Here is a 23,974-nt window from a genome sequence, read left to right as displayed (position 1 = left end):
ACCCACCGGCTCGTAGAGTGCTGACATGGCTGATCGCGAGGCGCCGCACGCACTGCACATCACAGGCCGCATCCTGGCCGGGCCGGAGGACGTCCGGGACGAGCTCTGGGTGCTCGACGGGCGCGTCACCTACGACCGCCCGGCCGGCGTCCGCGACATCACCACCGTCGAGGGCTGGGTCCTGCCCGGCCTGGTCGACGCGCACTGCCACGTCGGCCTCGACCACCACGGCCCCGTCGACGCGGGCACCTCCGAGAAGCAGGCGCTCACCGACCGCGACGCCGGCACCCTGCTGCTCCGCGACGCGGGGTCGCCCTCCGACACGCGCTGGATCGACGACCGCGAGGACCTGCCGCGGATCATCCGGGCGGGCCGGCACATCGCCCGTACCCGTCGCTATATCCGCAACTACGCCTGGGAGATCGAGCCCGAGGACCTGGTCGCCTACGTGCGTCAGGAGGCCCGGCGGGGCGACGGCTGGGTCAAGCTGGTCGGCGACTGGATCGACCGCGACGCGGGCGACCTCACCGCCTGCTGGCCGCGCGGCGCGGTCGAGGACGCCATCGCCGCGGCCCACGAGGAGGGCGCCCGCGTCACCGCCCACTGCTTCGCCGAGGACTCCCTGCGGGACCTGGTCGAGGCCGGCATCGACTGCGTCGAGCACGCCACGGGTCTGACCGAGGACACCATCCCGCTCTTCGCCGAGCACGGGGTGGCCATCGTCCCCACCCTGGTCAACATCGCCACCTTCCCCCAGCTCGCGGACGGCGGCCAGGCCAGGTTCCCGCGCTGGTCCGACCACATGCGCCGGCTCCACGCCCGCCGCTACGACACCGTGCGCGCCGCGTACGACGCCGGGATCCGGATCTTCACCGGCACCGACGCCGGGGGGTCCCTCGCCCACGGGCTCGTCGCCGGGGAGGTCGCCGAACTCGTCACCGCCGGCCTCCCCGCCCTCGACGCGCTCTCCGCCGCCACCTGGTCCGCCCGCGAGTGGCTCGGCCGGGACGGCCTCACCGAGGGCGCCTCCGCCGACCTGGTCGTCTACGGGTCCGACCCCCGCGCCGACGTCCGCGTCCTGTCCGCGCCCCGGCGCATCGTGCTGCGCGGCCGCGTGGTGGGGTGATCCGGCGGGCACGCAGGGGTCACGGTAGCGAGGCGTTGCGACCGATGCGCCCGGAATGATCCCGTCGCACCGGTTCGAGTGACGCTGTGCGGGAAATGCCGGTCCGTCCCCTTCCGTCATGCTGCGATCGGTCCTGCCGGCCGACACCGCAACGGGACGGGGAGCACGATGACCAGGCAGGGACCGCAGAAGTACCCGGGGGCCTCGCGCAGGTACTGGTACCAGGACGACTACGGCGGGGACGCGATGGAGGTCAACGCCATCGTGCTGCACACCACCGAGGGCCGCAGCGTGCCGTCGTACGGGGGCGGGAGCAGCGCGCCCAACCTGACCGCGAAGCCGGACTTCGAGGACGAGAAGCTGGTCTGGTATCAGCACTTCGACATCGACATCTCCTCGCGCGCCCTGGTCAACCGGCCGGGAGGCGTGGAGACCAACACGCTGAACATCTGCCAGGTGGAGCTGGTCGGGACCTGCGACCCGGAGCGGCACGAGGACTGGGGCGCCGCCAACCGGCACGTTTACTGGCCCAAGGCCCCGCAGTGGGCGCTGCGCGAACTCGCCGAGTTCCTGGCGTGGATGCACACGCACCACGGCGTGCCGCTGAAGGGGCCGAAGCTCTGGCCGCCGTATCCGCGCTCGTACGGGAACGCGGGCGGGCAGCGGATGACCGGCCGCGAGTGGAACGCCTTCCGCGGGATCTGCGGACATGAGCACGTGCCGGAGAACTGCGTCCACCCGGACACCCCCGTGCTCCGCGCCGACCTGAGCTGGGCACGCGCCGCGGACCTGGCCGTCGGCGACGAGATCGCGTGCTTCGACGAGGAGGCCGGGGACGGCGGGCGGGGCGAACGCCGGCTGAGCCGCGGCGTGGTGACCCGCAACGACCCGGCCCGCAAGGACGCGTACCGGGTGGCGACCGGCCGGGGCGAGGTGGTGGCGACGGCCGACCATCCGTGGCTGGTACGGCTGCCGCACGGCGACGCGTGGGTGACCAGCCGCGAACTCACCCCGTTCAAGCACCGGATCGTCGCCCTCGGCGACCGGCCGGGCGCCGACCCCTCCACCTGGGAGGGCGCGTCGGTCGCCGACGTCACCGGCGAGGCGGAGGTGCTCGCGGTCGAGCACCTGGGGGAGCGGCCCATCGCGTCGCTGTCGACCTCGGCCCGTACCTATGTGGCGCGTGGCCTTCTGTGCCACAACTCCCACGGGGACCCAGGGGCGCTGGACTTCGCCAAGCTGCTCGAATACGCGCGCTCGCAGGTGTGACGCGCGGGAACGCGTGTGCCGCGGGTTTCGAATAAGGAGACGAAAACCACCCTTTGGAGTGAACCGGGCCCAGGCGGGTGCCGGTTCACTCTCCGTACGTAAATCATTACGGGGTCGAGGTCGCCCCCGGCGAAGCGCGCTGTCCCCTTCAGCGGCGCCGCGGCGACTCCATGACCATTTGGGGGTTTTCCACTTTGTCCAGCTCTCCCTTCAGCATGCCCGCGCGCCGTCCCGCCGCCGCGCTGGGCGCCGCCGTCGCGCTGGCGGCGGGCGCCCTCGCGCTGGGGCCCGCGACCCCGGCCGCCGCGACCGGGGGGACCCACGGCTCGTCCGGCAAGGCCGGGGCGGTCGTCCTGCGGACCGGCCTGGAGGTCTCACTGCTCCGCAAGTCCGTCGACGTGCCGCTGAACCTCACGCTCAACGAGGTCCACGCACCGGCGAGTGCCGACGAGACCGCGCTCACCGCCACCCTCGACGGAGTCGACCGCGGCAGGCCGTTCACCGTCCTGCGCGCCGACGTCGCCACCGCCCGGGCCACCGTCGACCGCCGCAAGGCGGAGGGCTACACCAACCTCGTCCGGGCGCGCGTCAACCTCCCCGGACTGCCGTTGCTCGGGCTCGTCAAGGTCGACGCGATCTCCGCGCGTGCCACCTGCGCCGCCGGCCGCAAGCCGGTCGCCGAGGTGGAGATGCCCGGCCATGTCGTCGTCCTCGGCAAGCGCGTCAAGGTCTCCGCCGGCGGCACGACCCTGGTGGAGGTGCCCGGCGTGGGCGAGGTCCGCCTCGACCTGGCCAAGAAGGCCGTCACCTCGCGCACCGCCGCCGCGACCGCCCTCGAGCTGTCGGTCGAGGTCAACCCGCTCAAGCTCAACGTCGCCGAGGTGAGGGGCACCGTCACCCTCGCCGAGGCCACCTGCGAGACGCCCCGCCGCGGGCACGGCTCCGGAGGCGGGCACGGCTCCGGAGGCGGGCACCACGACGGCGGCGGCGACCACGACGGCGGCGGCAAGGGCGACGACACCGGTGGCGGCGAGGAGCCGCAGACCGGCGGCGAGTCCGAGCAGCCCTCGGAGTCGGCGCAGCCCACGCAGTCCGCCGAACCCTCCGAGTCCGCCCGCGCCGAGCAGTCCCCGCAGGCCGCCCCCGCGGCCGCCGGTGACCTCGCCGAGACCGGCAGCAGCTCCATGACCCCGTATCTCGCCGGTGGTTCGGTGCTGCTGTTCGCCGCCGGATTCCTCGTGATCCGCAAGACCCGCCGCAAGCCGGCGGCCGAGAACGCCCGGGACTGACGGGTCCGGGTGACCCCAGGGGGCGGATCGGGGTAGGGGGGCGTGGAGGGCGGCCGGGTGTCCGGGGCCGCCCTCCACGCGTGCTCGGGCGAGTGCTCACCGCACTCCTCCCGCGTGCTCATCGGCGTCTGAAAAGGGCAGTTTCCACTACCCTGTTGGGGAGTGTCCGCGCGCCCGTCGCGGACGGGGCCGGGGGGTCGCATGTTCGCGGGACGGTATGAGTTGCGGGCGCTGCTCGGCTCCGGCGGCATGGCCCGCGTCCATCTGGCGTACGACACCCGACTCGGCCGGACCGTCGCCGTCAAGACGCTCCTGCCGGAGCTGGCCCGGGACCCGGAGGCGCGGCGCCGCTTCGCCCGCGAGGCACGGGCCGCGGCCGGCCTCAACCACCCAGGCATCGTCACCGTCCACGACCAGGACGAGGTCACGGCGGACGACTCGGTGGTGCCCTATCTGGTGATGGAGCACATCGAGGGCCGTACCCTCGCCGAACTCTCCCGCGACCAGGCCCCGCTGGAGATCGAGCGGGCCGTCCGCATCACCTGCGACATCCTGGACGCCCTCGCCCACGCCCACGCCCGCGGCCTGGTCCACCGCGACGTGAAGCCGTCCAACGTCCTGGTCACCACCGGGGGCGCCGTCAAGGTCGCCGACTTCGGCATCGCCCGGGTCGTCCACTCCCTGTCCCGCATCACCGGCACCGGCTCCGCCATCGGCACCCCCGGCTACATGGCCCCCGAGCAGTGCGCCGGTGACGCCGTCGACGCCCGCAGCGACCTGTACGCGGTCGCCTGCATGCTCACCGAACTCCTCACCGGGACCGTCCCCTTCGCCGGGACCACCCCGCTGTCGGTGATGTACGCCCACGTCCACCAGACGCCACTGCCGCCCTCCGCCCGCAATCCGCTGGTGCCGCCCGAACTCGACGCCATCGTGCTGTCCGCCCTGTCGAAGAACCCGGCGCTGCGGCCGCGGGGCGCCGAGCAGATGCGCGACGCCCTCAGCGGTCACCTCGCCTCGCGGACCCCGCCGTCGGGCCCGCCCGCGCTGCCCCCGCCGCCCACGCGGCCGCCCGCCGTGCCCCATCCGGCGTACAACGCGCCCTCGTACAACCCGCCCTCGTACGGCCCGCCCTCCCACCCCACCCGGCCCGCATGGGACACCCCGGTCCCGGTGCCCCGGCGCCGCCGATGGGGCGTGGTCGCCGCCGCGACCGCGGCCGTCGTGGCCGTCCTGGTCACCGTCGCCGTCGTCGTGGACCCCTTCGGCGACGACCGGAAGAAGCCGTCCACCCCCACCGCCCAGGACCTGATCGCCGCCCGCAGGTCCACCGGCGGCTACAACGGCGCCCTCACCGGCGCCGTCGACCCGTCCACCGCCAGGGGCGGCACGCTGCGGCTCGTCTCGGCCTACACCCCCGACTCCCTCGACCCGGCCCGCACCTACTCCCCGATCGTGTGGAACCTCGGCCGCCTCTACCTGCGCAAACTCGTCGAGTTCGCCCCGCAGCCCGGTGCCGCCGGCACCCGGCTCACCCCCGACCTCGCCACCAGCACCGGCCGGATCTCCGACGGCGGCCGCACCTACACGTACACCCTCAAGGAGGGCGTCGCCTTCGAGGACGGCACGCCGATCACCTCCCGGGACGTCAAGTACGGCATCGAGCGCACCTTCGCCCGGGACCTCTACCCCGGCGGCCCCACCCACTTGCGCGACCTGCTCGACCAAGGGCAGGCCTACCCCGGCCCCTACAAGGACACCGACCCCGACGGGCTCGGCCTGAAGAGCGTCGATACCCCCGACGACCGCACCGTCGTCTTCCACCTCGACGCGCCCTTCGCGGACTTCCCCTCCGTGCTGGCGCTGCCCATGTCCTCGCCCGTCCCGAAGGCGAAGGACACCAAGGACGACTACCAGAAGCAGCCGGTCGCCAGCGGGCCCTACCGGATCGCGTCCTACGACCCCGCCAAGGGGCTGCGCCTGGTGCGCAACGACAAGTGGGATCCGGCGACCGACACCATACGCACCGCCCTGCCCGACGAGGTGGAGCTCACCATCGCGCCGGACGCGGCGGCCGTGGACGCCGCGCTGATGGACGGGACCGCCGACCTCGACCTCGCGCAGACCGGCGTCCAGGAGGCCACCCGGACCAGGATCCTCGACGACGACGTGCTCAAGGCCCGCGCCGACCTCGTGCAGACCGGCGCCGTCCGCTACTTCACGCTGCAGACCGCCGTCGCGCCCCTCGACGACTACCGCTGCCGCTGGGCCGTCCAGTACGCCACCGACCGCCGGCTGCTGCGCGACGCCATGGGCGGGAAGGACGCGGGCGACGTGGCGGGCGGCATGCTCCCGCCGACCGTCGGCGGCCATGACCGGCACCTCGACACCTACGGCACCGCGACCGGCGGTTCCTACCCCGAGCAGGCCCGGCGTTTCCTCGGCGAATGCGGGCACGCCAAGGGGTTCGGCACGGTCGTCGCCGTCTCCGGCAGCGACCCGGCCGCCCGCAAGGCCGCCGAGTCGCTCGTCGGCCAGCTCGCCGCGGTCGGCATCAAGGCCACCGTGCAGACCCCCGACCCCGCGGACCTCTACGCCGCACTCGCCGACCAGGAGCAGATCAAGGCCAAGGGCTGGGGCATCGTCATGACGACCTGGCAGTCCGACTGGCCCTCCCCGGCCGGCTTCCTCCGCCCGCTGCTGCTGCCGCGCAGCCCCACCAACTACGCGGGCCTGGACGACCGGGAGCTCAACTCCCTGATGGACGAGGCCGACGCCGAGACGAACCGCAACGCCGCGGACAACCTCTGGCGCACCGTCGACTCCACCGCCCAGGACCGCGGCGTCCTCCTCCCCTTCCTCTACGAACGCCGGCTCAACTACCGCTCCGACCGCCTGACGAACGCCTACGTCCACCCGGCGCTGGGCGGGATCGACATTCAGGCGCTCGGCGTCAAGAGATGATCGTCCGGGGAGCCGGCGGCCCGCCGAGCGTGCGCGCTCTCGGCCGGTGACGTGGGCGTACGGGGGTGACCGGCTCTGCGGGCGCGGTGGTTGCGGGTGTCTTCGGAGGTTCGGCGCGCCGACCGTCGGATGTGGCCGTTCGCCGCCGATGGCGTGGACGTCGGGTGCCGACCGGTTCCGCGGGTGGGTCATGTGCGCCCTTCGGTCCGCTGGTTCCGCCGGCGTGGTGTGGGGGTGTGGTCCCTGTCGGGGACGGGCCGCCGACGCGGCCGCCGGCGTGGTCCGAGGCGCCGTGCGCGGCGGCCCGGCCGCTGACGTGGGCGCCCGGGGGTGACCGGCGTGTGTCCCGTCCGCCTGCCGTCGACCGCCCGGCACGGCAGTTCGTCGCCCGTGGCGTGGATGAGCGTCCGGGGCCGGCCGGAGCCCGCCGTTCACGCCGTCGTGGCCGGCCGCGCCGCCGTTTCCTCAGCCGCCGAGCGCCTTCGACAGGGCGACCGCGAAGCGGTCCGTCGTGGCGGGGTCGCGGACGGCGAGGCGGAGCCAGTCGGGGGACAGGCCGGGGAAGGTGTCCGCGCGGCGGACCGCGAAGCCGAGATCGCGGAGGCGCTCGCGGACGGAGGCCGCGCCGGGGAGGCGCACCAGGACGAAGGGGCCGTGCGCCGGGGCGGCGACCTCGACGTCGTCGAACTCGGCCAGCCTGGACAGCAGGTGCTCGCGGTCGGCGGCGATCCGGTGGGCCGCCTCCTCGGCCTCCGCCAGCGCCGCGGGGCCGCAGCAGGCCTCGGCCGCGGTGAGCCCGGGCGCGGAGACCGCCCACAGGGGCTGCGCGCGGCGCAGCGCCGCCACGCACTCGCGGTCACCGAGGACGTAGCCGACCCGCAGGCCCGCCAGGCCCCAGGTCTTGGTGAGGCTGCGCAGCACCACCAGACCGGGCAGGTCGCGGCGGGCGGCCAGGCTCTCCCGCTCGCCCGGCACCGCGTCCATGAACGCCTCGTCGACGACGAGGGTGCGGCCCGGCCGGGCGAGGCGGGCGAGGTCCGCGGCGGGGTGCAGTACGGAGGTGGGGTTGGTCGGGTTGCCGACGATCACCAGGTCGGCCGCCTCCGGCACCGCCCGCGGGTCGAGGCGGAAGCCGTCCTCCGCCCGCAGCACGACGCGCCGCACGGTGTGCCCCGCGTCCCGCAGCGCGGCCTCCGGCTCGGTGAACTGCGGGTGCACGACGACCGCGTGGCGGGCCCGCGTGGTGCGGGCGAGCAGGACGAACGCCTCGGCGGCACCGGCTGTGAGCAGCACTTCCTGCACCGGGCGGCCGTGGCGGGCGGCCACCGCCCGGTGTGCGGCGCGGTCGTCCGGGTAGCCGGCCAGCCCGTCGAGGGCGGCCGCGAGGCGTTCCCTGAGCCACCGCGGGGGAGTTCCGGCGCGCACGTTGACGGCCAGGTCGGTGAGGTCCTCGCCGCCGTCGCGGACCTCGGCGTCACCGTGGTGCCGCAAGTCGTGGTCGAGCACGTCGCCCGGGTGTTCCGCGCCCTCGGCCGCGACGGCCGCCGCGTACCGCACGTCGGCCTCGGGACGCGCCTCGGCCCAGCCCTCCGCCTGCTGCCTGACCCGCCCCTCCAAGGCCGCGTCCGCCGGGAAGCAGGGCAGTACGACGATCCGCCGTGCCCCCAGCCGCAGGCAGCGTTCCAGCCCCGCCGGGACGTCCGGCGCCGCCGTCGTCAGGAAGGCGGCCTCCACGCCCGCGTAGCCGCGGCCCTCCCATAGCAGCCGCGCGGTACGCGCCACTTCGGCGTTGGCCGCGGCTTCGGGTGAGCCGGCGCCGACCAGCAGCACCATGGTGGCCGCCAGGTCCAGCGGCGTGCGGCGGCCGCCGCCCAGCGCCGCGTCGACGCTCCGCTCCAGTGCGTCCTCGGGCGGGGTGATCACGGTGCCGTCTCCTCCGTCGTGCCGTGCGTGTCGTGCGTGCCGTGCGTGCGGTGCGTGTCGTGCGTGCCATCCGTGCCGTGCTCGGGCGTCCGCAGCCCAGCCACGGCCGCGGTCGCCCTCGCCGCTCCGCTCTCGGGGGCGGACTTCCTCTTCGGCACCAGCAGTTCGCCGCCCGGCGCCGCGGCGAGCGCGGCCGCCTCCGCGACGGAGGGCGTGCCGACGGCGGCCAGCGGCGCGCCCGAGGGGCTCGGCACGTCGACCGCGGCCAGCGTACGCGCGTCGTACGTCACCAGGGGCACGCCCAGGCGTACGGCGGCCGCGACGACACCCGGCTCCCCGGCCTTGCCGTCCACGGTCGCCAGCGCCGTGACAGACGCCTCGGGCACCCCGGCCTCGGCGAGCACCGCCCGTACGAGCGCCAGGACTTCGGCCGCCGGGACGCCGCGCCCCGCGCCGACGCCGACGACGACCTTCACGCGGGCGTGTCCGCGCCGCCCGCGCAGGAGGCGACGAACCGCCGGGCCAGGGAGGGCTCGGCAGCCCAGTGGACATGCAGGTACGACGCGTGCACGCCGCCCCGCACGAAGCCCTCCACCCGCCGTTCGGGCCGGATCAGGCCCCAGGCGGGCGTGGCCCCGGCGGCGGGTTCCACCACGGTGCGGTGGAACTCGTGGCCGCGCACCCGGGTCCCGGCGGCCGCCAGCGCGTTGTCGGCGATCGCGACCGCCTCGCGGTAGCCCAGCGTGAGCCGTTCGGTCATCCGGGCCGTGGTGTCCAGGACCCCGCACATGGGACGTCCGTCCAGTTCCCGGCCGAGGTAGAGCAGGCCCGCGCACTCGGCGGTCACGGGCCCGGTGAAGGCGGCCACGGCCTTGCGCAGCGGCTCGTTCGCGGAGAGCTCGTGGGCGTACATCTCGGGGAAGCCGCCGCCTATGACCAGCCCGGCGGCGCCCGGCGGCAGGTGCTCGTCGCGCAGCGGGTCGAAGGTGGCGACCTCCGCCCCGGCGGCGGCGAGGAGTTCGACGTGCTCGGCGTACGAGAAGGTGAACGCCGCCCCGCCCGCCACCGCGACCACCGGCCGGGCACCGGGCACCGCCGGACCGGCCGCCGCCTCCCGCGGGTCCCAGGGCTCCTCCACGAGCGGGGGAGCGCTGCGCGCCAGCGCCAGCAGCGCCTCCATGTCGCAACCCGCCCGCACCCGGGCGGCCAGGGCCCGCACGGCGTCGACGGCGTCCGCGCGCCGTTCCGCGACCGGGACCAGCCCCAGGTGCCGGGAGGGCGTGCCGACCGCCGTGTCGCGCCGCAGCGCGCCCAGCACCGGCACACCGGCCCCGTCCAGGGCGTCGCGCAGCAGTTCCTCGTGCCGGTCGGAGCCGACCTTGTTGAGGATCACTCCGGCGACCCGCACCTCCGGGTCCCACGAGGCGAAGCCGTGCACCAGCGCCGCCACCGAACGGGACTGCGAGGAGGCGTCCACCACCAGCACCACCGGTGCCCGCAGCAGCTTCGCCACATGCGCGGTGGAGGCCAGCTCGCCCATCCCGGAAGCCCCGTCGAAGAGCCCCATCACGCCCTCCACGACGGCCAGGTCGGCCCCCCGCGCGCCGTGCAGGAACAGCGGCGCGATCCGCTCAGGGCCGCACATGTACGCGTCCAGGTTGCGGCCCGGGCGGCCGGTGGCCAGCGCGTGGTAGCCGGGGTCGATGTAGTCGGGGCCCACCTTGTGCGGGGAGACCGCGAGCCCGGCCTCCGCGAAGGCGGCCATCAGCCCCGTGGCGACGGTGGTCTTGCCGCTCCCCGAGGCGGGGGCCGCGACGACGAGCCTGGCTACCACTCGATGCCCTTCTGGCCCTTCTGGCCGGCGTCCATCGGGTGCTTGACCTTGCCCATCTCGGTGACCAGATCGGCGTAGTCCAGCAGCGGCTGCGGGGCGTTGCGGCCGGTGATGACGACGTGCTGGGTGCCGGGGCGGTCGCGCAGCACCGAGACGACCTCTTCGGTGTCGATCCACCCCCAGTGCAGCGGGTAGGCGAACTCGTCCAGCACGTACAGCCGGTAGGTCTCGGCGGCCAGGTCCCGCTTGACCTGCTCCCAGCCCTCGCGGGCCGCGTCCTCGCTCTCCGAGATGTCCCGCTGGACCCAGGACCAGCCCTCGCCCATCTTGTGCCAGGCGACGGTTCCGCCCTCGCCGGAGGCGCCGAGCACGCGCAGTGCCCGCTCCTCGCCGACCTTCCACTTCGCGGACTTGACGAACTGGAACACCCCGACCGGCCAGCCCTGGTTCCAGGCGCGCAGCGCGAGCCCGAAGGCGGCGGTCGACTTCCCCTTGCCGGTGCCCGTGTGCACCATCACCAGCGGCCGGTTGCGGCGCTGGCGCGTGGTCAGCCCGTCCTGCGGCACCACACTCGGCTGTCCCTGCGGCATTACGCGGCCCTCCGTACATCCCGTACCAGTGCCGCGACGCTGTCCGCTCGCAGCTCGTCCAACGTCACCGCGGCGCCCTGCAGTTCGCGGGCCAGCTCGCCCGCGAGCCCCAGCCGCACCGGCCCGGACTCGCAGTCGACGACGACCGAGGCGGTGCCCCCGGCCGCCAGCAGCCGCGCGGCGCGCGCCGCCGTGCGCACCGGCTCGGGGCCCCCGGTCGCCCGGCCGTCGGTGACGACCACCAGCAGCGGGCGGCGCGAGGCGTCCCGCAGCCGCTCCACGCGCAGCACGTCGTGCGCCTTGAGCAGCCCGGCGGCCAGCGGGGTGCGGCCGCCGGTGGGCAGCTTCTCCAGACGTGCCGCGCCCGCGTCGACCGACGAGGTCGGCGGCAGCGCCAGCTCCGCCGACGCGCCCCGGAAGGTGATCAGGCCGACCTTGTCGCGCCGCTGGTAGGCGTCGAGCAGCAGCGACAGCACCGCGCCCTTGACCGCGCTCATGCGCTGCCGTGCGGCCATCGAGCCGGAGGCGTCGACGACGAAGAGCACCAGGTTGCCCTCGCGGCCCTCCCGCACCGCCTCGCGCAGGTCGTCCCGGCGGATCACCAGGCCAGGTCCGCCGCGCCCGCGCGCCCGCTGGTGCGGGGCGGCGGCGTGCACGGTGGCGGCCAGGTGCAGCTTGGACAGGCTGCCCTGGGGCCGCCGGGCGCCGGTCGTCCTGCCGTGCGCGGTACGGGCGCGGGAGCGGCGGCCCGCGGCACCCTCGCCGAGACCGGGCACGGTCAGGGTGCGGGCCTTGAACGGCTCGGCCGCCGGCACCGCGGCGCGTTCCCCGCCGCCCGGGGCGGCGTCCGTGCCCTCCGCCTGGGGTCCGGACTCCGCCGGCTCCCTGGGCGGGGCGATGTCCGGGGCGCCGTCGTCACCCTGCGGCGGACGGCCGCCCCGGTCGGGGCCGCCGCCGTCCGGGCCGGGGTCCGGGTCCGGGTCGTCGTCCTGGCCGCGGTTGGCCTCCAGGGTCTCGTCGAGCTTGTCCTCGTCCAGGCCCGGCGCGTCGAAGGGGTTGCGGCGGCGCCGGTGCGGCAGCGCCAGCAGCGCGGCCTGCCGTACGTCGGCGTCGGTGACGTCGGTGCGTCCGGCCCAGGCGGCCAGGGCGGTCGCCGTGCGCGCCATGACGATGTCCGCGCGCATCCCGTCCACCTCGAAGGCCGCGCAGGTGGCCGCGATCTGACGGAGCGCGCCGTCGCCGAGCGAGACCGACGGCAGCAGCGCCCGCGCCGCCGCGATCCGCTCCCGCACCGCCCGCTCCTCCGCCTGCCAGGCGGCGGCGAAGCCCGCCGGGTCCGCGTCGTAGGCCAGGCGCCGCCGGACGACCTCCACCCGCTCGTCGGTCTCCCGTGAGGCCGCGACCTCCACGGTGAGTCCGAAGCGGTCCAGCAACTGCGGCCGCAACTCGCCCTCTTCGGGGTTCATCGTGCCGACGAGGAGGAAGCGCGCCGCGTGGCGTACGGAGACGCCCTCGCGCTCGACGTAGGACGCGCCCATGGCGGCGGCGTCCAGCAGCAGGTCCACCAGGTGGTCGTGGAGCAGGTTGACCTCGTCCACGTACAGCACGCCGCGGTGCGCGTCGGCCAGCAGCCCCGGCTCGAAGGCCTTCACGCCCTCCGCCAGGGCCCGTTCGATGTCCAGCGCCCCGACCAGGCGGTCCTCGGAGGCGCCGACCGGCAGCTCCACCATCCGTGCCGCACGGCTCTCCGCGCCGGCGTCGGGGCCGTGCGGTCCGTCCGGGCACGCCGGGTCCGGCGCCGCCGGATCGCAGCCGAAGCGGCAGCCGGGCACCACGTCCACGGGCGGCAGCAGCGCCGACAGCGCCCGGACGGCCGTCGACTTGGCGGTCCCCTTCTCGCCGCGCACCAGGACACCGCCCACCGCGGGGCTGACCGCGTTCAGCAGCAGCGCCAGCCGCAGGTCCGCCATCCCGACGATCGCGGTGAAGGGGTAAGGGGTGCTCACGCGGCCTCCTGGGTCGAACGGTCGTTGCTGCGGTGCTCACGGGCGGCCCGGCTCCGGGTCCGCGGCGGGGCGCTCACGGCGCCCCCGGGGCCACGAAGGGCAGCCCCGCCGGGGGGCCCTGCTCGATGAGGCGGAGCAGGGCGCCGGTGTCGGCGTGCTCCTCGATCAGATCGCCCAGCCGGTCCAGCTGCTCCTCGCGGAGCGCGCCGAAGGCGGTGCCGGGGGCGGGGACGAAGCGCCGCCCCGCGGCCTGCGCGACGCGGCGCAGGAAGGCACGGCGGAAACCGTCGCTCTCCAGCGAGCCGTGCCAGTGGGTGCCCCAGACCGCGCCGGTGCGGCAGCCGTCCAGGAAGGGCTCGTCGCCGCCGCGGACGTCGGCGACGCCGTGGTGGATCTCGTACCCCTCGACGGGCTCGCCGTACGCCTTCCCCGAAGGCCGGGCCAGGGTCTTCTCCACGGCGAAGCGGACCCGCACCGGCAGCAGGCCGAGCCCGGCGACCGTGCCCGCCCGCGACTCGACGTCGTCCTCGATCGTCTCGGCGAGCATCTGGAAGCCGCCGCAGATCCCCAGCACCGGGCGCCCCTCGGCGGCCCGGCGGACGAGGGCGTCGGCCAGGCCGCGCCGCCGCAGCCACTCCAGGGCCTTGACCGTGCCGCGCGTGCCGGGCAGGACGACGAGGTCGGCGTCGGCCAGTTCCTCGGGCCGGTCGACGAAGCGGACGACGACGCCCGGCTCGGCGGCGAGGGCGTCCACGTCGGTGAAGTTCGACATCAGCGGCACCGCCGCCACGGCGACCCGCAGGATGTCCTCGCCGTGCGGCGGCGCCGTGTCCGACTCGCGGACGGTGCCGCGCAGCGACATCCGCAGCCCGTCCTCCTCGTCGATGCCGAGGCCGTGCCGGAACGGCAGCACCCCGTAGAAGCGGCGCCCGGTCAGCCCGCTCAGCATCTCCAGACCGGGCTCCAGCAGGGACACGTCGCCGCGGAACTTGTTGACCAGGTAGCCGCAGACCAGCTCCTGGTCCTCGGGGCTCAGCAGTGCCGTCGTCCCGAAGAACGAGGCGAACACCCCGCCCCGGTCGATGTCGCCGACGACGATCACCGGGAGCCGGGCGGCCCGCGCCAGGCCCATGTTGACGATGTCGCCCTGCCGCAGGTTGATCTCGGCGGGGCTGCCCGCGCCCTCGCAGATCACCGCGTCGTACCGGCCGCGCAGCTCCTCCAGGCAGCCGGTGACGGTCTCCAGCAGCTCCGCGCGGCTCCCGTTGTGGTAGCCGCGCGCGCTCATCTCTCCCACCGGGCGCCCCATCAGGACCACCTGGCTGGTGCGGTCCCCGCCGGGCTTCAGCAGCACCGGGTTCATCAGCGCCGAGGGCTCCACACGCGCGGCCTGCGCCTGCATCGCCTGGGCGCGGCCGATCTCGGCGCCCTCGCGGGTCACATACGAGTTCAGCGACATGTTCTGCGCCTTGAACGGCGCCACGGACACGCCCTGCCGCGTCAGCCACCGGCAGATCCCCGCCGTGACGACGCTCTTGCCGGCGTCCGACGTCGTTCCGGCGACCAGCAGACCCCCGCCCCTCATGCGTTCCTCCTCCGGGCGACCGCGCCCCACGCCAGGCGCCCGCCCACCGCGACCGCCAGCGCCAGCGCGCCGACCCGCCGCGACAACCGCGCCGCCCGTTCGATGTCCCGTACCTCCACCGCCCGGTTCCCCGCCCCCAGCACGGGCCGGTGCTCCACCCGCCCGCCATAGGCAAGCGTCCCCCCCAGGCGCACGCCCAACGCCCCCGCGAACGAAGCCTCCACCGGCCCCGCGTTCGGGCTGGGATGCCGGGCCCCGTCGCCGCGCCAGGCCCGCCAGGCACCCCGGGGGTCGGGCCCGGCCAGCACCGCGAGCGCGGCGGTCAGCCGGGCACCGGGATAGCCGGCCACGTCGTCCAGCCGGGCCGCCGCCCAGCCGAACCGCCGGTGCCTCGGCGACTTGTGACCCACCATCGCGTCGAGGGTGTTCACCGCCCGGAAGCCCACCAGCCCGGGGACGCCGCCCAGCGCGCCCCACACGAGGGCGCCGACGACGGCGTCCGAGGTGTTCTCCGCGACGGACTCCACGACCGCCCGCGCCAACTCCGCCTCGTCCAGCGCCTGCGGGTCGCGCCCGCACAGATGGGGCAGCCTCGCGCGCGCCGCCGCGGTGTCCCCCGCGGACAGGGCGGCGCCGATCGTGCGCGCCTCCCGTACCAGCGAGGTCCCGCCGAGCACGGCCCAGGTCGCAGCCGCCGTCAGGACGACGGAGGCGGGGGCGGAGCGGCGCACCGCGCGCTGCAGACCGGCCGCGGCCGCCACCGCGCCGCCGGCGCACAGCGCCGTGTGGAGGGCGCCCCTGCCGCGGTGGTCGGCCCACAACGCGCGCTCGAGGCCGGCGGCGGCACTTCCGAACGCCGCCACGGGGTGGCCGCGACGCGGGTCGGCGAGGACGAGGTCGGCGAACCAGCCCAGGGCGGCACCGGTGGCGAACGCGCACGGCGCCGCGGCGCCGCTGTCGGGTGAACGGCCGGAGCCGCGCATCACAGGAGTCCTCACTCAGGGTCCGCGCCCTGGTTCGACGTGACCGGCGACGAGAGTCTCCTGGCTCCCGGATCGGCGGCACCCCCGGCCTTCCAGCCCCTCGTTCGGGCCGTGGCCATGGGCGGGGGTCCGCTCCCCGGTGACAGTGGCGGGACCGCGCCGGATTCGCACCGGACTTCCTCTCCTGCCGCCGTTTGGCGGTTCCGATACCACCACGCCCCGCTGCGGCCCGTCAACTCACCGCGACGGCCTGTGGAAAAGAAGAAACCCCAGCTCACGGCCGGAGAGCCGGGAGCTGAGGTCAACTTCACACGGTGCCGCGCGAGGTCGCGGGGCGTGGAGCCGGGGCCGGACCGTCAGGAGACGATCAGGAAGATCCCGTACGCCACGGCCGCCGCGCACAGCGCGAAGCACAGGTAGGCGCCGGAGCGGGCCAGGGCGGTCGGGCCGCCGGCGGAGGCGGTGCCCGCCTCGCCGGTGGCCGTGGCGCGCTTGGACAGGCCCACGATGCCGAGGGTGAACAGGCCGACGAGTCCGACGGTCACGGCGAGACTGACGCCGAAGACGGAGCCGAGGGCAGCCCAGTCGATGTGCATGGTGCTGGTTCCTTCCGGGGCCGGTGCGGCGCCGCCGTCAGGCGGAGGCCTTGGCGGGGTCGACGTCGGCGGCGGTGGCGGTCAGGCCCGCGGGCGGCGGGATCACTGCGGCGATGGCCGTGGTGATGACGCCCGGCTCCTCGGCGTCGTCGTGGCCGTCGTTGACGTTGGTGTGGTCGACGGGCTTGCGGCGGGAGGCGAGCCAGATCGCGGTGCACGCGGCGAGCGCCAGGACGGCGACCGTCGCGACGCCCCAGTCACCCTGGTCGGCCAGGAGCGCGGCGCCCGCGGCGACCAGGCCGGCGGCCGGCAGGGTCAGCCCCCACGCGACGAACATCCGGCCCGCGGTGCTCCAGCGGACGACACCGCCCTTGCGGCCGACGCCGGCACCCATGACGGCGCCGGAGCAGACCTGCGTGGTGGAGAGCGAGAAGCCGAGGTGCGAGGAGGCCAGGATGACGGTCGCGGCGCCGGTCTGGGCGGCGAAGCCCTGCGGCGGCTGGATGTCGGTGATGCCCTTGCCCATGGTGCGGATGATCCGCCAGCCACCGATGAAGGTGCCGAGCGCGATCGCCATGCCGGCCGAGACGATGACCCACAGCGGCGGGTCGGAGTCGGGGGCGACGACGTTGCCGGCGATCAGGGCGAGGGTGATGACACCCATGGTCTTCTGCGCGTCGTTGGTGCCGTGGGCGAGGGAGACGAGTCCGGCCGAGGCGATCTGCCCGGCGCGGTAGCCCTTGGCGGTCGCCTTCGGGTCCGCGTGGCGGCCGATGCGGTAGGTCAGGCGGGTCGCCAGGGTCGCCGCGACACCGGCGACGATCGGGGCGCAGACCGCGGGGATGAGGACCTTCATGACGACCGCGTCGCCGTTGACCGCGCCGAAGCCGGCGGAGGCGACGGAGGCGCCGATGAGGCCGCCGAAGAGGGCGTGAGAGGAACTGGAGGGCAGCCCCGCCAGCCAGGTCAGCAGGTTCCAGACGATCGCGCCGACGAGCCCCGCGAAGATCACTTCGGGCCTGATGCCCGCGCTCTCGTCGAGGATGCCGCCGGAGATCGTCTTCGCCACCTCAACGGAGAGGAAGGCGCCGACGAGGTTGAGCACGGCGGACATGGCCACCGCCGTCTTGGGCTTGAGTGCGCCAGTGGAGATGGTGGTCGCCATCGCATTGGCGGTGTCGTGGAAACCGTTCGTGAAGTCGAACACGAGTGCGGTAATGATCACGATTCCGATCAGGAGCGTGATGTGTTCCATTGACCCAGGCATTCGTTCGATCGGACAGTGGCGGTGGCGACCGTACGGAGTCTGGATGAACGGAAGGTGAACGAGGGGCGGCGCGGCGGTGCCCGTACGTGCGGGGGGTGTGGGTCGGGGGGGATATCGCCCGATTATTCGACCTTTTGTCCACTTCGGCGGCGGTGTATCGGCGGCACGGAAGAGATCCTGCTCACGCGACGACAGCCCGGCTCGGCGAACCGCCACGCGATGTGAAGCGGGGTGTGGCGGGCCCGGTGGTTCGGCTGTCCCGCCGTCTCGCTCCCTTCGGTCGCAAAGCGGCTGGCTGGGGAGGGGAGGGTGGGGACTCGGGGCTTCGCCGCGGTGTGCGGGCCGGTGGGTGGCCGGGGTTCAGGCGCCGGAGCGGGTCTCCTCATCGGTGCTGTCTGTCTCGTTGCCGTCCGCGGGTATAGATGGCTGGTTGCCACGCCCACCGTCCGTGGGCGGCGCGCCCGCCGTGACCTGCGTCTGCGGGTGATTCCCCGGCAGCACCAGGCTTGGCGGGTGGTCTGTCGAGATCGGGCTCTGTTTCGCCGACATAGTGGGCGAAAGCGGGCCCGATCTTCTCCGGTTCAAAGATCGGGCTCTGTTCCGCCGACTATGTCGGCGAAAGCGAGCCCGATGTCCCGCCCACCCTCATCAGCACCTCGAATCCGTCGCAGACGCGGGTCACGGCGGGCGCGCCCACCGCGAACGGTGGGCGTGGAAGCGGCCATCTATACCCGCGGACGGCAACGAGACCCCAGCCGCCGGAAAGGCATCCCGCTCCGGCGCCTGAACCCCGCCGACCACCCACCCGCACACTGCTGAAGAGGGCCGCCCCACCCTCCCCTCCGCAGCCAGCCGCTCTGCGACCGAAGGGAGCGAGACGGCGAGACAGCCGAACGACCCGCACGGCCCGGCACTCACCCCTACCGACCCGACCACCGGCACGGCACCCACGGGCACGGCACCCGCCGGCACCTGGCTAATGGCGCCCCGAGACGCGGTCGGCGATGCGGGCGACTCGGTCGGTCTCCGCGCTCCGCCCGGTCTGCTCGCGCCGGTCGGCGGCGCGGTAGGCCGCGTACAGCCCGTGCACCCCGACCCACCGGAAGGGCTCGGGTTCCCAGCGGCGTACGCGGTGGTGCACCCACGGGAGGGCCGTCAGCTCCGTGCCGTGCGCCTGACCGGAGTCCAACTGGACGAGGTCCCGCAGTGTCCGCGCCGCGAGATTGGCCGTCGCGACCCCGCTGCCGACGTAGCCGCCCGCCCAGCCGAGGCCGGTGGACCGGTCCAGTTCGACGCTCGCGCACCAGTCGCGTGGCACGCCGAGCACCCCGGACCAGGCGTGGTCGATCGCCACCCGCCCCGCGGCCGGGAAGAAGCGCACGAGGATCTCGCGCAGCGCCTCGATCGTCGCCGCCTGCGTACGGCCGTCGTTGTCCGTGCGTGAGCCGAAGCGGTAGGGGACCCCGCGGCCCCCGATGGCGATCCGGTCGTCTGCCGTGCGCTGCGCGTACATGTACGCGTGCGCCATGTCGCCGAGGGCTTCCCGGCCCTCCCAGCCGATGGTGTCCCAGACGTCCGCGGGCAGCGGCTCGGTCACGATCATCGAGGAGTTCATCGGCAGCCAGGACCGCTTCTGGCCCTTGATCGCGGCGGTGAAGCCCTCGGTGCAGCGCAGCACATAGGGGGCGCGCACGCTGCCGAACGGGGTGAGCGCGTGCTTCGGCTTGATCTCGGTCACCGGCGTCGACTCGTGGATCACCACGCCGAGCTCCTCCACCACGCGGGCCAGCCCCTGCACCAGCTTCGCCGGGTGGATGCGGGCGCCGTGCGGCGTCCAGGTGCCGCCCGCCGTCCCGGCGACCCGGATCCGGGCGGCGGACTCGGCCGCGCCCAGCAGGAGCCGGTCCTTCTCTCCGAAGGCGACCTCCGTCTCGTGGAACGCCTTCAGCCGGGCCAGTTGCGCGGGGGAGTGGGCGACCTCGAGCACCCCGCCCTTGTGGATGTCCGCGTCGATGCCCTCCTCCGCGGCGACCCGGATGACCTCGTCCACGGTCCCGTTCATCGCGTGCTGCAACGCGACGGCGGCGTCGCGGCCGTGCAGCGCCGCGTAACGGTCCCGGCCGGCGATGCCGTTGTAGAGCCACCCGCCGTTGCGGCCGGAGGCGCCGTAACCGCAGAAGCGCTGCTCCAGGACGACGATCCGAAGGAAGGGCACGGCCTTCTTCAGGTAGTAGGCGGTCCACAGCCCGGTGTAGCCGCCGCCGACGATGCACACGTCGGCGGTGGTGTCGCCGGGCAGCGGCTCGCGCGGCACGGGAAGCCCCGACGTCGCGTACCAGAAGGAGATGCCGCCGTTGACGGTGGTCATGGTGCCCCTGCGATTTCGTGTGCGTATCCGGTCCTGACGGTGTGCCGGGACGTTACTGTGCCCCGAGAGCGTGCGGCAACGGCCAACCTGTCAGGATCAGCGCTCGGAGGTGGCACGGATGTCGGTGCGGAACGCGGTCGAGCGGGCCTGGTCGGAGCTGGTGGACACGGCCCGCCGCTCCGTCGACGACGGCCTCGTGGTGGGTACGTCCGGCAATGTGTCGGTACGGGTCGGTGACGACCTCGTGCTCGTCACCCCCAGCGGCGTGCCCTATCACCGGCTCGGCCCGGAGGACACGGTCGGTGTCGGACTGGACGGCAAGCAGGTGCTCGGTGAGCTGCGGCCGACGAGCGAGCTCGCGATGCACCTGGCGATCTACCGCCACACCGACGCGGGCGCCGTCGTCCACACCCATGCCGTGCACGCCACCGCCGTCTCCACACTCCTCTACGAGCTGCCTGCCATCCACTACATGGCCGCCGCCCTGGGCGGCCGGATACGGGTCGCCGACTACGCGACCTACGGCAGCGAGGAACTGGCCGCCAACGTGCTGCGCGCACTCCGCGACCGCACGGGCTGCCTGCTGCGCAACCACGGCACCATCGTCTACGGGGACGACCTCGCGCAGGCCTACGACCGGACCGCCCAGCTGGAGTGGATGTGCCAGGTCTGGCTCGCCGCCCGCTCGGTCGCCGGGTTCTCCCCCTCCCTGCTCTCCAAGCGGGAACTCGCCCGCGTGGCCGAGAAGCTGCGGGAGTACGGCCAGCCCGGCGACGAGGAGCACGCGGAGACTCACGAGCACGAGCACGACGAGTACGAGCCCCACGAGCACGAGCACGAGCACGACGAGCCCCGCGAGCGCGACGGGCACGCGGTGCCCGGCGCGGACGAGCGGGGGCCCGTTCGCGTCGACGTCCCCCGGCCCCGCGAAGCCGGCGAGGACCGGCGGGACTGAGCCCGGACGGCCCCGCCCACTGGCCGCCCCATGCGAGCGCGCCGACACTGGAAGGGTGCGCGTCACCACCGCGGCGGCCCTCGCCGCCACGACAGCGTTCGGTGCCGGGGCGGCCGCCGTGGCGGCCGGGCGGCATGTGTCCGAGCTTGCCCTGAGGCCCACCTCGAGCGGCGTCGACCCGGACCCGCTCACCGTCCACTCCGTGACCGGGCAGGAGATCACCCTCACGCGCACCCTGGGCACCACCCGGCGGGGTGTGCACGGACTCATCGCCGCCGGGGTGCACGTCACCGTCGGCGAGGTGCGTTCGACGGCTCCCGACTCCGTGACCCGTCGCCTGGTCCGGATCAACCGCGGAGGGGTCGCGTCCGGCGACCGGGTGCGGCTCACCCCACAGGTGCACGTCGGCACCCCCGGCTCCGCGCTCGGCCTGGAGTTCCGGGACGCCGAGATCCCCGCCGAACTCGGTCTGCTGCCCGCCTGGTTCCTGCCAGGCGCCCGCGACACCTGGGTCGTCCTCGCACATGGCCTCGGCACCACCCGCGAGCTCGGCATGAACGTCATGCCGTTCCTGGGCAAACTGCGGCTGCCCGTTCTCGCGTTCGCGTACCGCAACGACGCCGGCGCGCCCCCCTCCTGGGACGGCATCGGCCACCTCGGCGACTCCGAGTGGCGCGACCTCGACGCGGCCATGCGCTACGCGGTCCGGCACGGCGCGCGCCGGCTGGTGCTGCACGGCTGGTCCACCGGCGCGACGATGGCGCTCCGCGCCGCCTGCCATTCCCCGCTGCGCAGCCTGGTGTCCGGGATGGTCCTGGACTCCCCGGTGCTGGACTGGCAGAGCACGGTCCGCGCCGCCGCGGCCGCGCGGGGCGCGCCCCGCGCCCTGCTGCCGCTCGGGGTGCGTGCGGCGGAGGGCCGCACCGGCCTGCACGCGGAGCGGATCGCGGAAGCCGCCGCCCCCGACCGGCTGGACGTCCCGGTCCTGGTGTTCCACGGTCCCGACGACACGCTCGCCCCCTGGGGGCCGTCCCGCCAACTCGCCCGGCTCCGGCCGGATCTGGTCACGCTGCACGCCGTCAGCGGCGCCTCGCACGCGGCGATGTGGAACGCCAACCCCTCAACATACGAGGAAGCCCTCCGGCGCTTCCTCACCCCCCTCCTCTGACGCCGTTCATACTGCGCTTTTATACCTGTACAAGCAGGCATCTATCGCATCAATCCGGGCGCGCCCAATCCCCCAGCGGGGACGCTCGTTTGGGTTTCCGGGTGCTCACCCGCAAGACTGCTCCCCGTGACGTCCCGTATTCCGCGAGACACTCCGCTGCGTCTTGTTCCGCGCAGGCCACTCGCCACCGCGCGCCGTGCCGCCACAGTGCGGCGAAGCCGCCCGCCGCGGCCGCCGGAGGGAATCCCGGCGCTGCCCGAGCTCGCCCGCAGGGCGCGCACCGAACTGTCGGACGCCGTGCTGCTGGCGCGCTGGGCCGATTCGGAGACCGGCGCCGCCGCACCCGGGACCGCCGGGATACTGCGGGACCCCGATGTACTGCGTGCCGCCGCCGTCCTGGGCCTGCGGGAACGGCAGGTGCGCGCCGCCTGGGACCGCGCCCGGCTGGCCGGCCTGATCGAGCTGCACAAAGGCGGAGCCGCCCGCCCGGGCTGGCGGCTGCGCGCCTGGGACCGCGACGACACCGCGGTCCTGCGCGGCTGGGTCGCGCTCTTCGACGCGTGGTCGCTGGCGCACCCCGCGGCGCTCGAGCCGGAGTGCGCCGACGCCGACCCCTCGCTTGTCGCCGAGGTCGTCGAGGCCGCGCCGCAGTTGCTCTCCCTGCTCCACCTCTCCTCCGGCCCGGTCGCGGTGGCGGTGCTGCTGGACCTGTTGCGGCAGCGTGTGGCCGAGCTACGCGCGGAGCGCCAGGAGCCCCCGGCGGGCGGCGGCCGCGACGATCTGCCCGCGCTGCTGGACTGGACGCTGGACGCGCTGGCGCGCGTCGGCGCCCTCAGGCCCCGCGACCCGGCCCGCCCCGGCGAGGTCACCATCACCGTGCTGGGCAGCTGGGCGGTGTGGGTGAAGCTGGAGCAGATCTGCGTAGCGGCGCAGGGCCCGGCCGGGCACTTCGAGCACTCCGCCGAGGAGATGCTCAAGGCGTGCATCGGGATGTCCCCCGGCCCGGCCCGCAGCGAGTACAAGGCCTGGCTGGCCGCCCGCCCGGTGGCGCAGGCGGTCGGTGAGTTCCTGGACGTGGCGCGCGGCGACGACGCCCTGCTGCGCGCCCTGGCCTTCGAGGCGCTGCGCGTCGTCGGCGGCCCCGCGGAGCCCGCCGTGCGGGACGTGGTGGAGGAGCCCGGGCTGCGGCCCTACGCGCTGCTGTGGCTCGCGGAGCACGAGGGCGCGGACCCGGAGGACGTCGCCGTGCTGCTCACCCGCGAGGAGTCCACCTGGCTGTGGGTGGACACCGCGGCGGCGGTCGCCGACCACGGCGAGAGCCACCTGCTGGTGAGCCATCTCGAGACGGCCGTCCAGGGCACGGTCACCCGCCTGCTGGAGGAGTTGCGGGACGCGGGCCATCCCCGCACCGTCCAGGTGCTGGTCGCCCTCGCCGCCGCGCACCCCGACCCGGCCCTGTCCAAGGCGATCCGCCGGGCCGCCTTCCAGGTGCACACCGGGGGAGAGTGACCCCCTACGCCGGTATCCGGGGCACGTAAGTGCCGAAGGACCAGAGGTTGCCCTCCGGGTCGCGGGCCGTGTAATCCCGCGACCCGTAGTCCTGGTCGGTCAGCGGCAGCACGACCTCGGCCCCGGCCGCCACGGCGCGCTCGTGATGGGCGTCGGCGTCCTCCACGACGACGTACACCGAAACGGCGCCCAGGGCTTCGGCGATCCGGCTGAACGCGGTGCCCGACCGCTCGCCGCCGAGCATCACCATGCCGTTGCCGTACGCCAGTTCCGCGTGCTCGACGGTGCCGTCCTCGCCCTCGTACACCGAGACCTCGGTGAAGCCGAAGGCGTCCGTGAGGAAGGCGATGGCCGCCTTCGCGTCCTTGTAGCGCAGCGTCGGGTAGATGGTGGGCGCGGTTCCGCTGCCGGCCATGGTGATCACTCTCCCCTTCGGGGATCCGGAGTCCTGTGTGACGTGGATCTCAGTCTGGCAGGGGGGTCTGACAATGGCCCCGCGCACGGACATTCGGCACGTACGTCGCACGCCCGACACGCGCTCA

16 protein-coding genes, 3 pseudogenes and 1 riboswitch are annotated in these 23,974 nt (G+C 74.7%); of the genes and pseudogenes, 7 read left to right on the top strand and 12 right to left on the bottom strand.

Going from position 1 to position 23,974, the window contains the following annotated elements:
- Positions 1–25 precede the first annotated feature (25 nt).
- The 4 genes from AB0F62_RS12175 to AB0F62_RS12160 all read left to right on the top strand — a co-directional run bounded on the left by AB0F62_RS12175 (position 26) and on the right by AB0F62_RS12160 (position 6,648).
- Positions 26–1,126, top strand: coding sequence for an amidohydrolase family protein (locus tag AB0F62_RS12175; protein WP_361795934.1), 1,101 nt, complete (start codon positions 26–28; stop codon positions 1,124–1,126).
- Positions 1,127–1,294: 168 nt separating this feature from the next.
- The gene (locus AB0F62_RS12170; RefSeq protein ID WP_361795931.1) at positions 1,295–2,395 is read left to right on the top strand and encodes a Hint domain-containing protein; all 1,101 of its coding nucleotides are present in this window, start codon (positions 1,295–1,297) and stop codon (positions 2,393–2,395) included.
- A gap of 215 nt (positions 2,396–2,610) precedes the next feature.
- Complete coding sequence (locus AB0F62_RS12165; RefSeq protein WP_361796107.1) at positions 2,611–3,684, top strand: SCO1860 family LAETG-anchored protein; 1,074 nt, start codon at positions 2,611–2,613, stop codon at positions 3,682–3,684.
- 201 nt (positions 3,685–3,885) lie between these two features.
- Positions 3,886–6,648 carry an ABC transporter substrate-binding protein gene (locus AB0F62_RS12160; protein WP_361795928.1) on the top strand — a complete coding sequence of 921 codons (2,763 nt, stop codon included), beginning with the start codon at positions 3,886–3,888 and terminating at the stop codon, positions 6,646–6,648.
- A gap of 465 nt (positions 6,649–7,113) precedes the next feature.
- Here the strand turns inward: AB0F62_RS12160 and cobC are convergent, their stop codons facing one another.
- From cobC to AB0F62_RS12105, 11 genes and pseudogenes are all read right to left on the bottom strand, one after another.
- Positions 7,114–8,154, bottom strand: a complete 1,041-nt coding sequence (gene cobC, locus AB0F62_RS12155) for an Rv2231c family pyridoxal phosphate-dependent protein CobC (protein WP_361796104.1) — start codon at positions 8,152–8,154, stop codon at positions 7,114–7,116.
- Positions 8,155–8,244: 90 nt separating this feature from the next.
- Positions 8,245–8,481, bottom strand: a pseudogene (locus tag AB0F62_RS12150) (CbiX/SirB N-terminal domain-containing protein); the annotation flags it as partial.
- Positions 8,482–8,669: 188 nt separating this feature from the next.
- Positions 8,670–9,041 (bottom strand): annotated as a pseudogene (locus AB0F62_RS12145) (cobalamin biosynthesis protein); the annotation flags it as partial.
- A 2-nt stretch (positions 9,042–9,043) separates the two neighbouring features.
- Complete coding sequence (locus tag AB0F62_RS12140; RefSeq protein ID WP_361795925.1) at positions 9,044–10,405, bottom strand: cobyrinate a,c-diamide synthase; 1,362 nt, start codon at positions 10,403–10,405, stop codon at positions 9,044–9,046.
- Positions 10,399–10,995, bottom strand: coding sequence for a cob(I)yrinic acid a,c-diamide adenosyltransferase (gene cobO, locus AB0F62_RS12135; RefSeq protein WP_361795922.1), 597 nt, complete (start codon positions 10,993–10,995; stop codon positions 10,399–10,401). The genes AB0F62_RS12140 and cobO overlap by 7 nt, the downstream gene beginning before the upstream one ends.
- Entirely contained in the window at positions 10,995–13,001 is a 2,007-nt protein-coding gene (locus tag AB0F62_RS12130; protein WP_361795919.1) for a putative cobaltochelatase, read from the bottom strand. Before AB0F62_RS12130 ends, cobO begins: the two co-directional genes overlap by 1 nt.
- Positions 13,002–13,074: 73 nt before the next feature.
- Entirely contained in the window at positions 13,075–14,586 is a 1,512-nt protein-coding gene (locus tag AB0F62_RS12125; RefSeq protein WP_361795916.1) for a cobyric acid synthase, read from the bottom strand.
- Complete coding sequence (locus AB0F62_RS12120) at positions 14,583–15,569, bottom strand: cobalamin biosynthesis protein (protein ID WP_361795913.1); 987 nt, start codon at positions 15,567–15,569, stop codon at positions 14,583–14,585. The genes AB0F62_RS12125 and AB0F62_RS12120 overlap by 4 nt, the downstream gene beginning before the upstream one ends.
- Before the next feature lie 53 nt (positions 15,570–15,622).
- Positions 15,623–15,752: riboswitch (cobalamin riboswitch) on the bottom strand.
- Between the two features lie 173 nt (positions 15,753–15,925).
- A complete protein-coding gene (locus tag AB0F62_RS12115; protein WP_361795911.1) occupies positions 15,926–16,165 on the bottom strand; it encodes a hypothetical protein in 240 nt (79 codons plus the stop codon).
- Positions 16,166–16,202: 37 nt separating this feature from the next.
- On the bottom strand, positions 16,203–17,420 hold the full coding sequence (locus AB0F62_RS12110) for an inorganic phosphate transporter (RefSeq protein ID WP_361795908.1): 1,218 nt from the start codon (positions 17,418–17,420) through the stop codon (positions 16,203–16,205).
- Positions 17,421–18,408: 988 nt separating this feature from the next.
- Positions 18,409–19,800, bottom strand: a complete 1,392-nt coding sequence (locus AB0F62_RS12105; RefSeq protein ID WP_361795905.1) for an FAD-dependent oxidoreductase — start codon at positions 19,798–19,800, stop codon at positions 18,409–18,411.
- Positions 19,801–19,918: 118 nt separating this feature from the next.
- Here AB0F62_RS12105 and AB0F62_RS12100 point away from each other — a divergent pair.
- The 3 genes and pseudogenes from AB0F62_RS12100 to AB0F62_RS12090 form a co-directional block, all read left to right on the top strand.
- A pseudogene (locus tag AB0F62_RS12100) lies at positions 19,919–20,569 on the top strand (class II aldolase/adducin family protein); the annotation flags it as partial.
- A gap of 241 nt (positions 20,570–20,810) precedes the next feature.
- Complete coding sequence (locus tag AB0F62_RS12095) at positions 20,811–21,923, top strand: alpha/beta fold hydrolase (RefSeq protein WP_361795902.1); 1,113 nt, start codon at positions 20,811–20,813, stop codon at positions 21,921–21,923.
- Between the two features lie 126 nt (positions 21,924–22,049).
- The gene (locus AB0F62_RS12090; protein ID WP_361795899.1) at positions 22,050–23,432 is read left to right on the top strand and encodes a hypothetical protein; all 1,383 of its coding nucleotides are present in this window, start codon (positions 22,050–22,052) and stop codon (positions 23,430–23,432) included.
- A 4-nt stretch (positions 23,433–23,436) separates the two neighbouring features.
- Here the strand turns inward: AB0F62_RS12090 and AB0F62_RS12085 are convergent, their stop codons facing one another.
- On the bottom strand, positions 23,437–23,847 hold the full coding sequence (locus AB0F62_RS12085; RefSeq protein ID WP_361795896.1) for a VOC family protein: 411 nt from the start codon (positions 23,845–23,847) through the stop codon (positions 23,437–23,439).
- Positions 23,848–23,974: the final 127 nt, after the last annotated feature.

This window comes from Streptomyces sp. NPDC026673 (assembly GCF_040638135.1).
GTDB lineage: Bacteria > Actinomycetota > Actinomycetes > Streptomycetales > Streptomycetaceae > Actinacidiphila.
The sequence above is the reverse complement of the archived record's forward strand: the minus strand, read 5'-3'. Positions and strand labels throughout refer to the sequence as shown.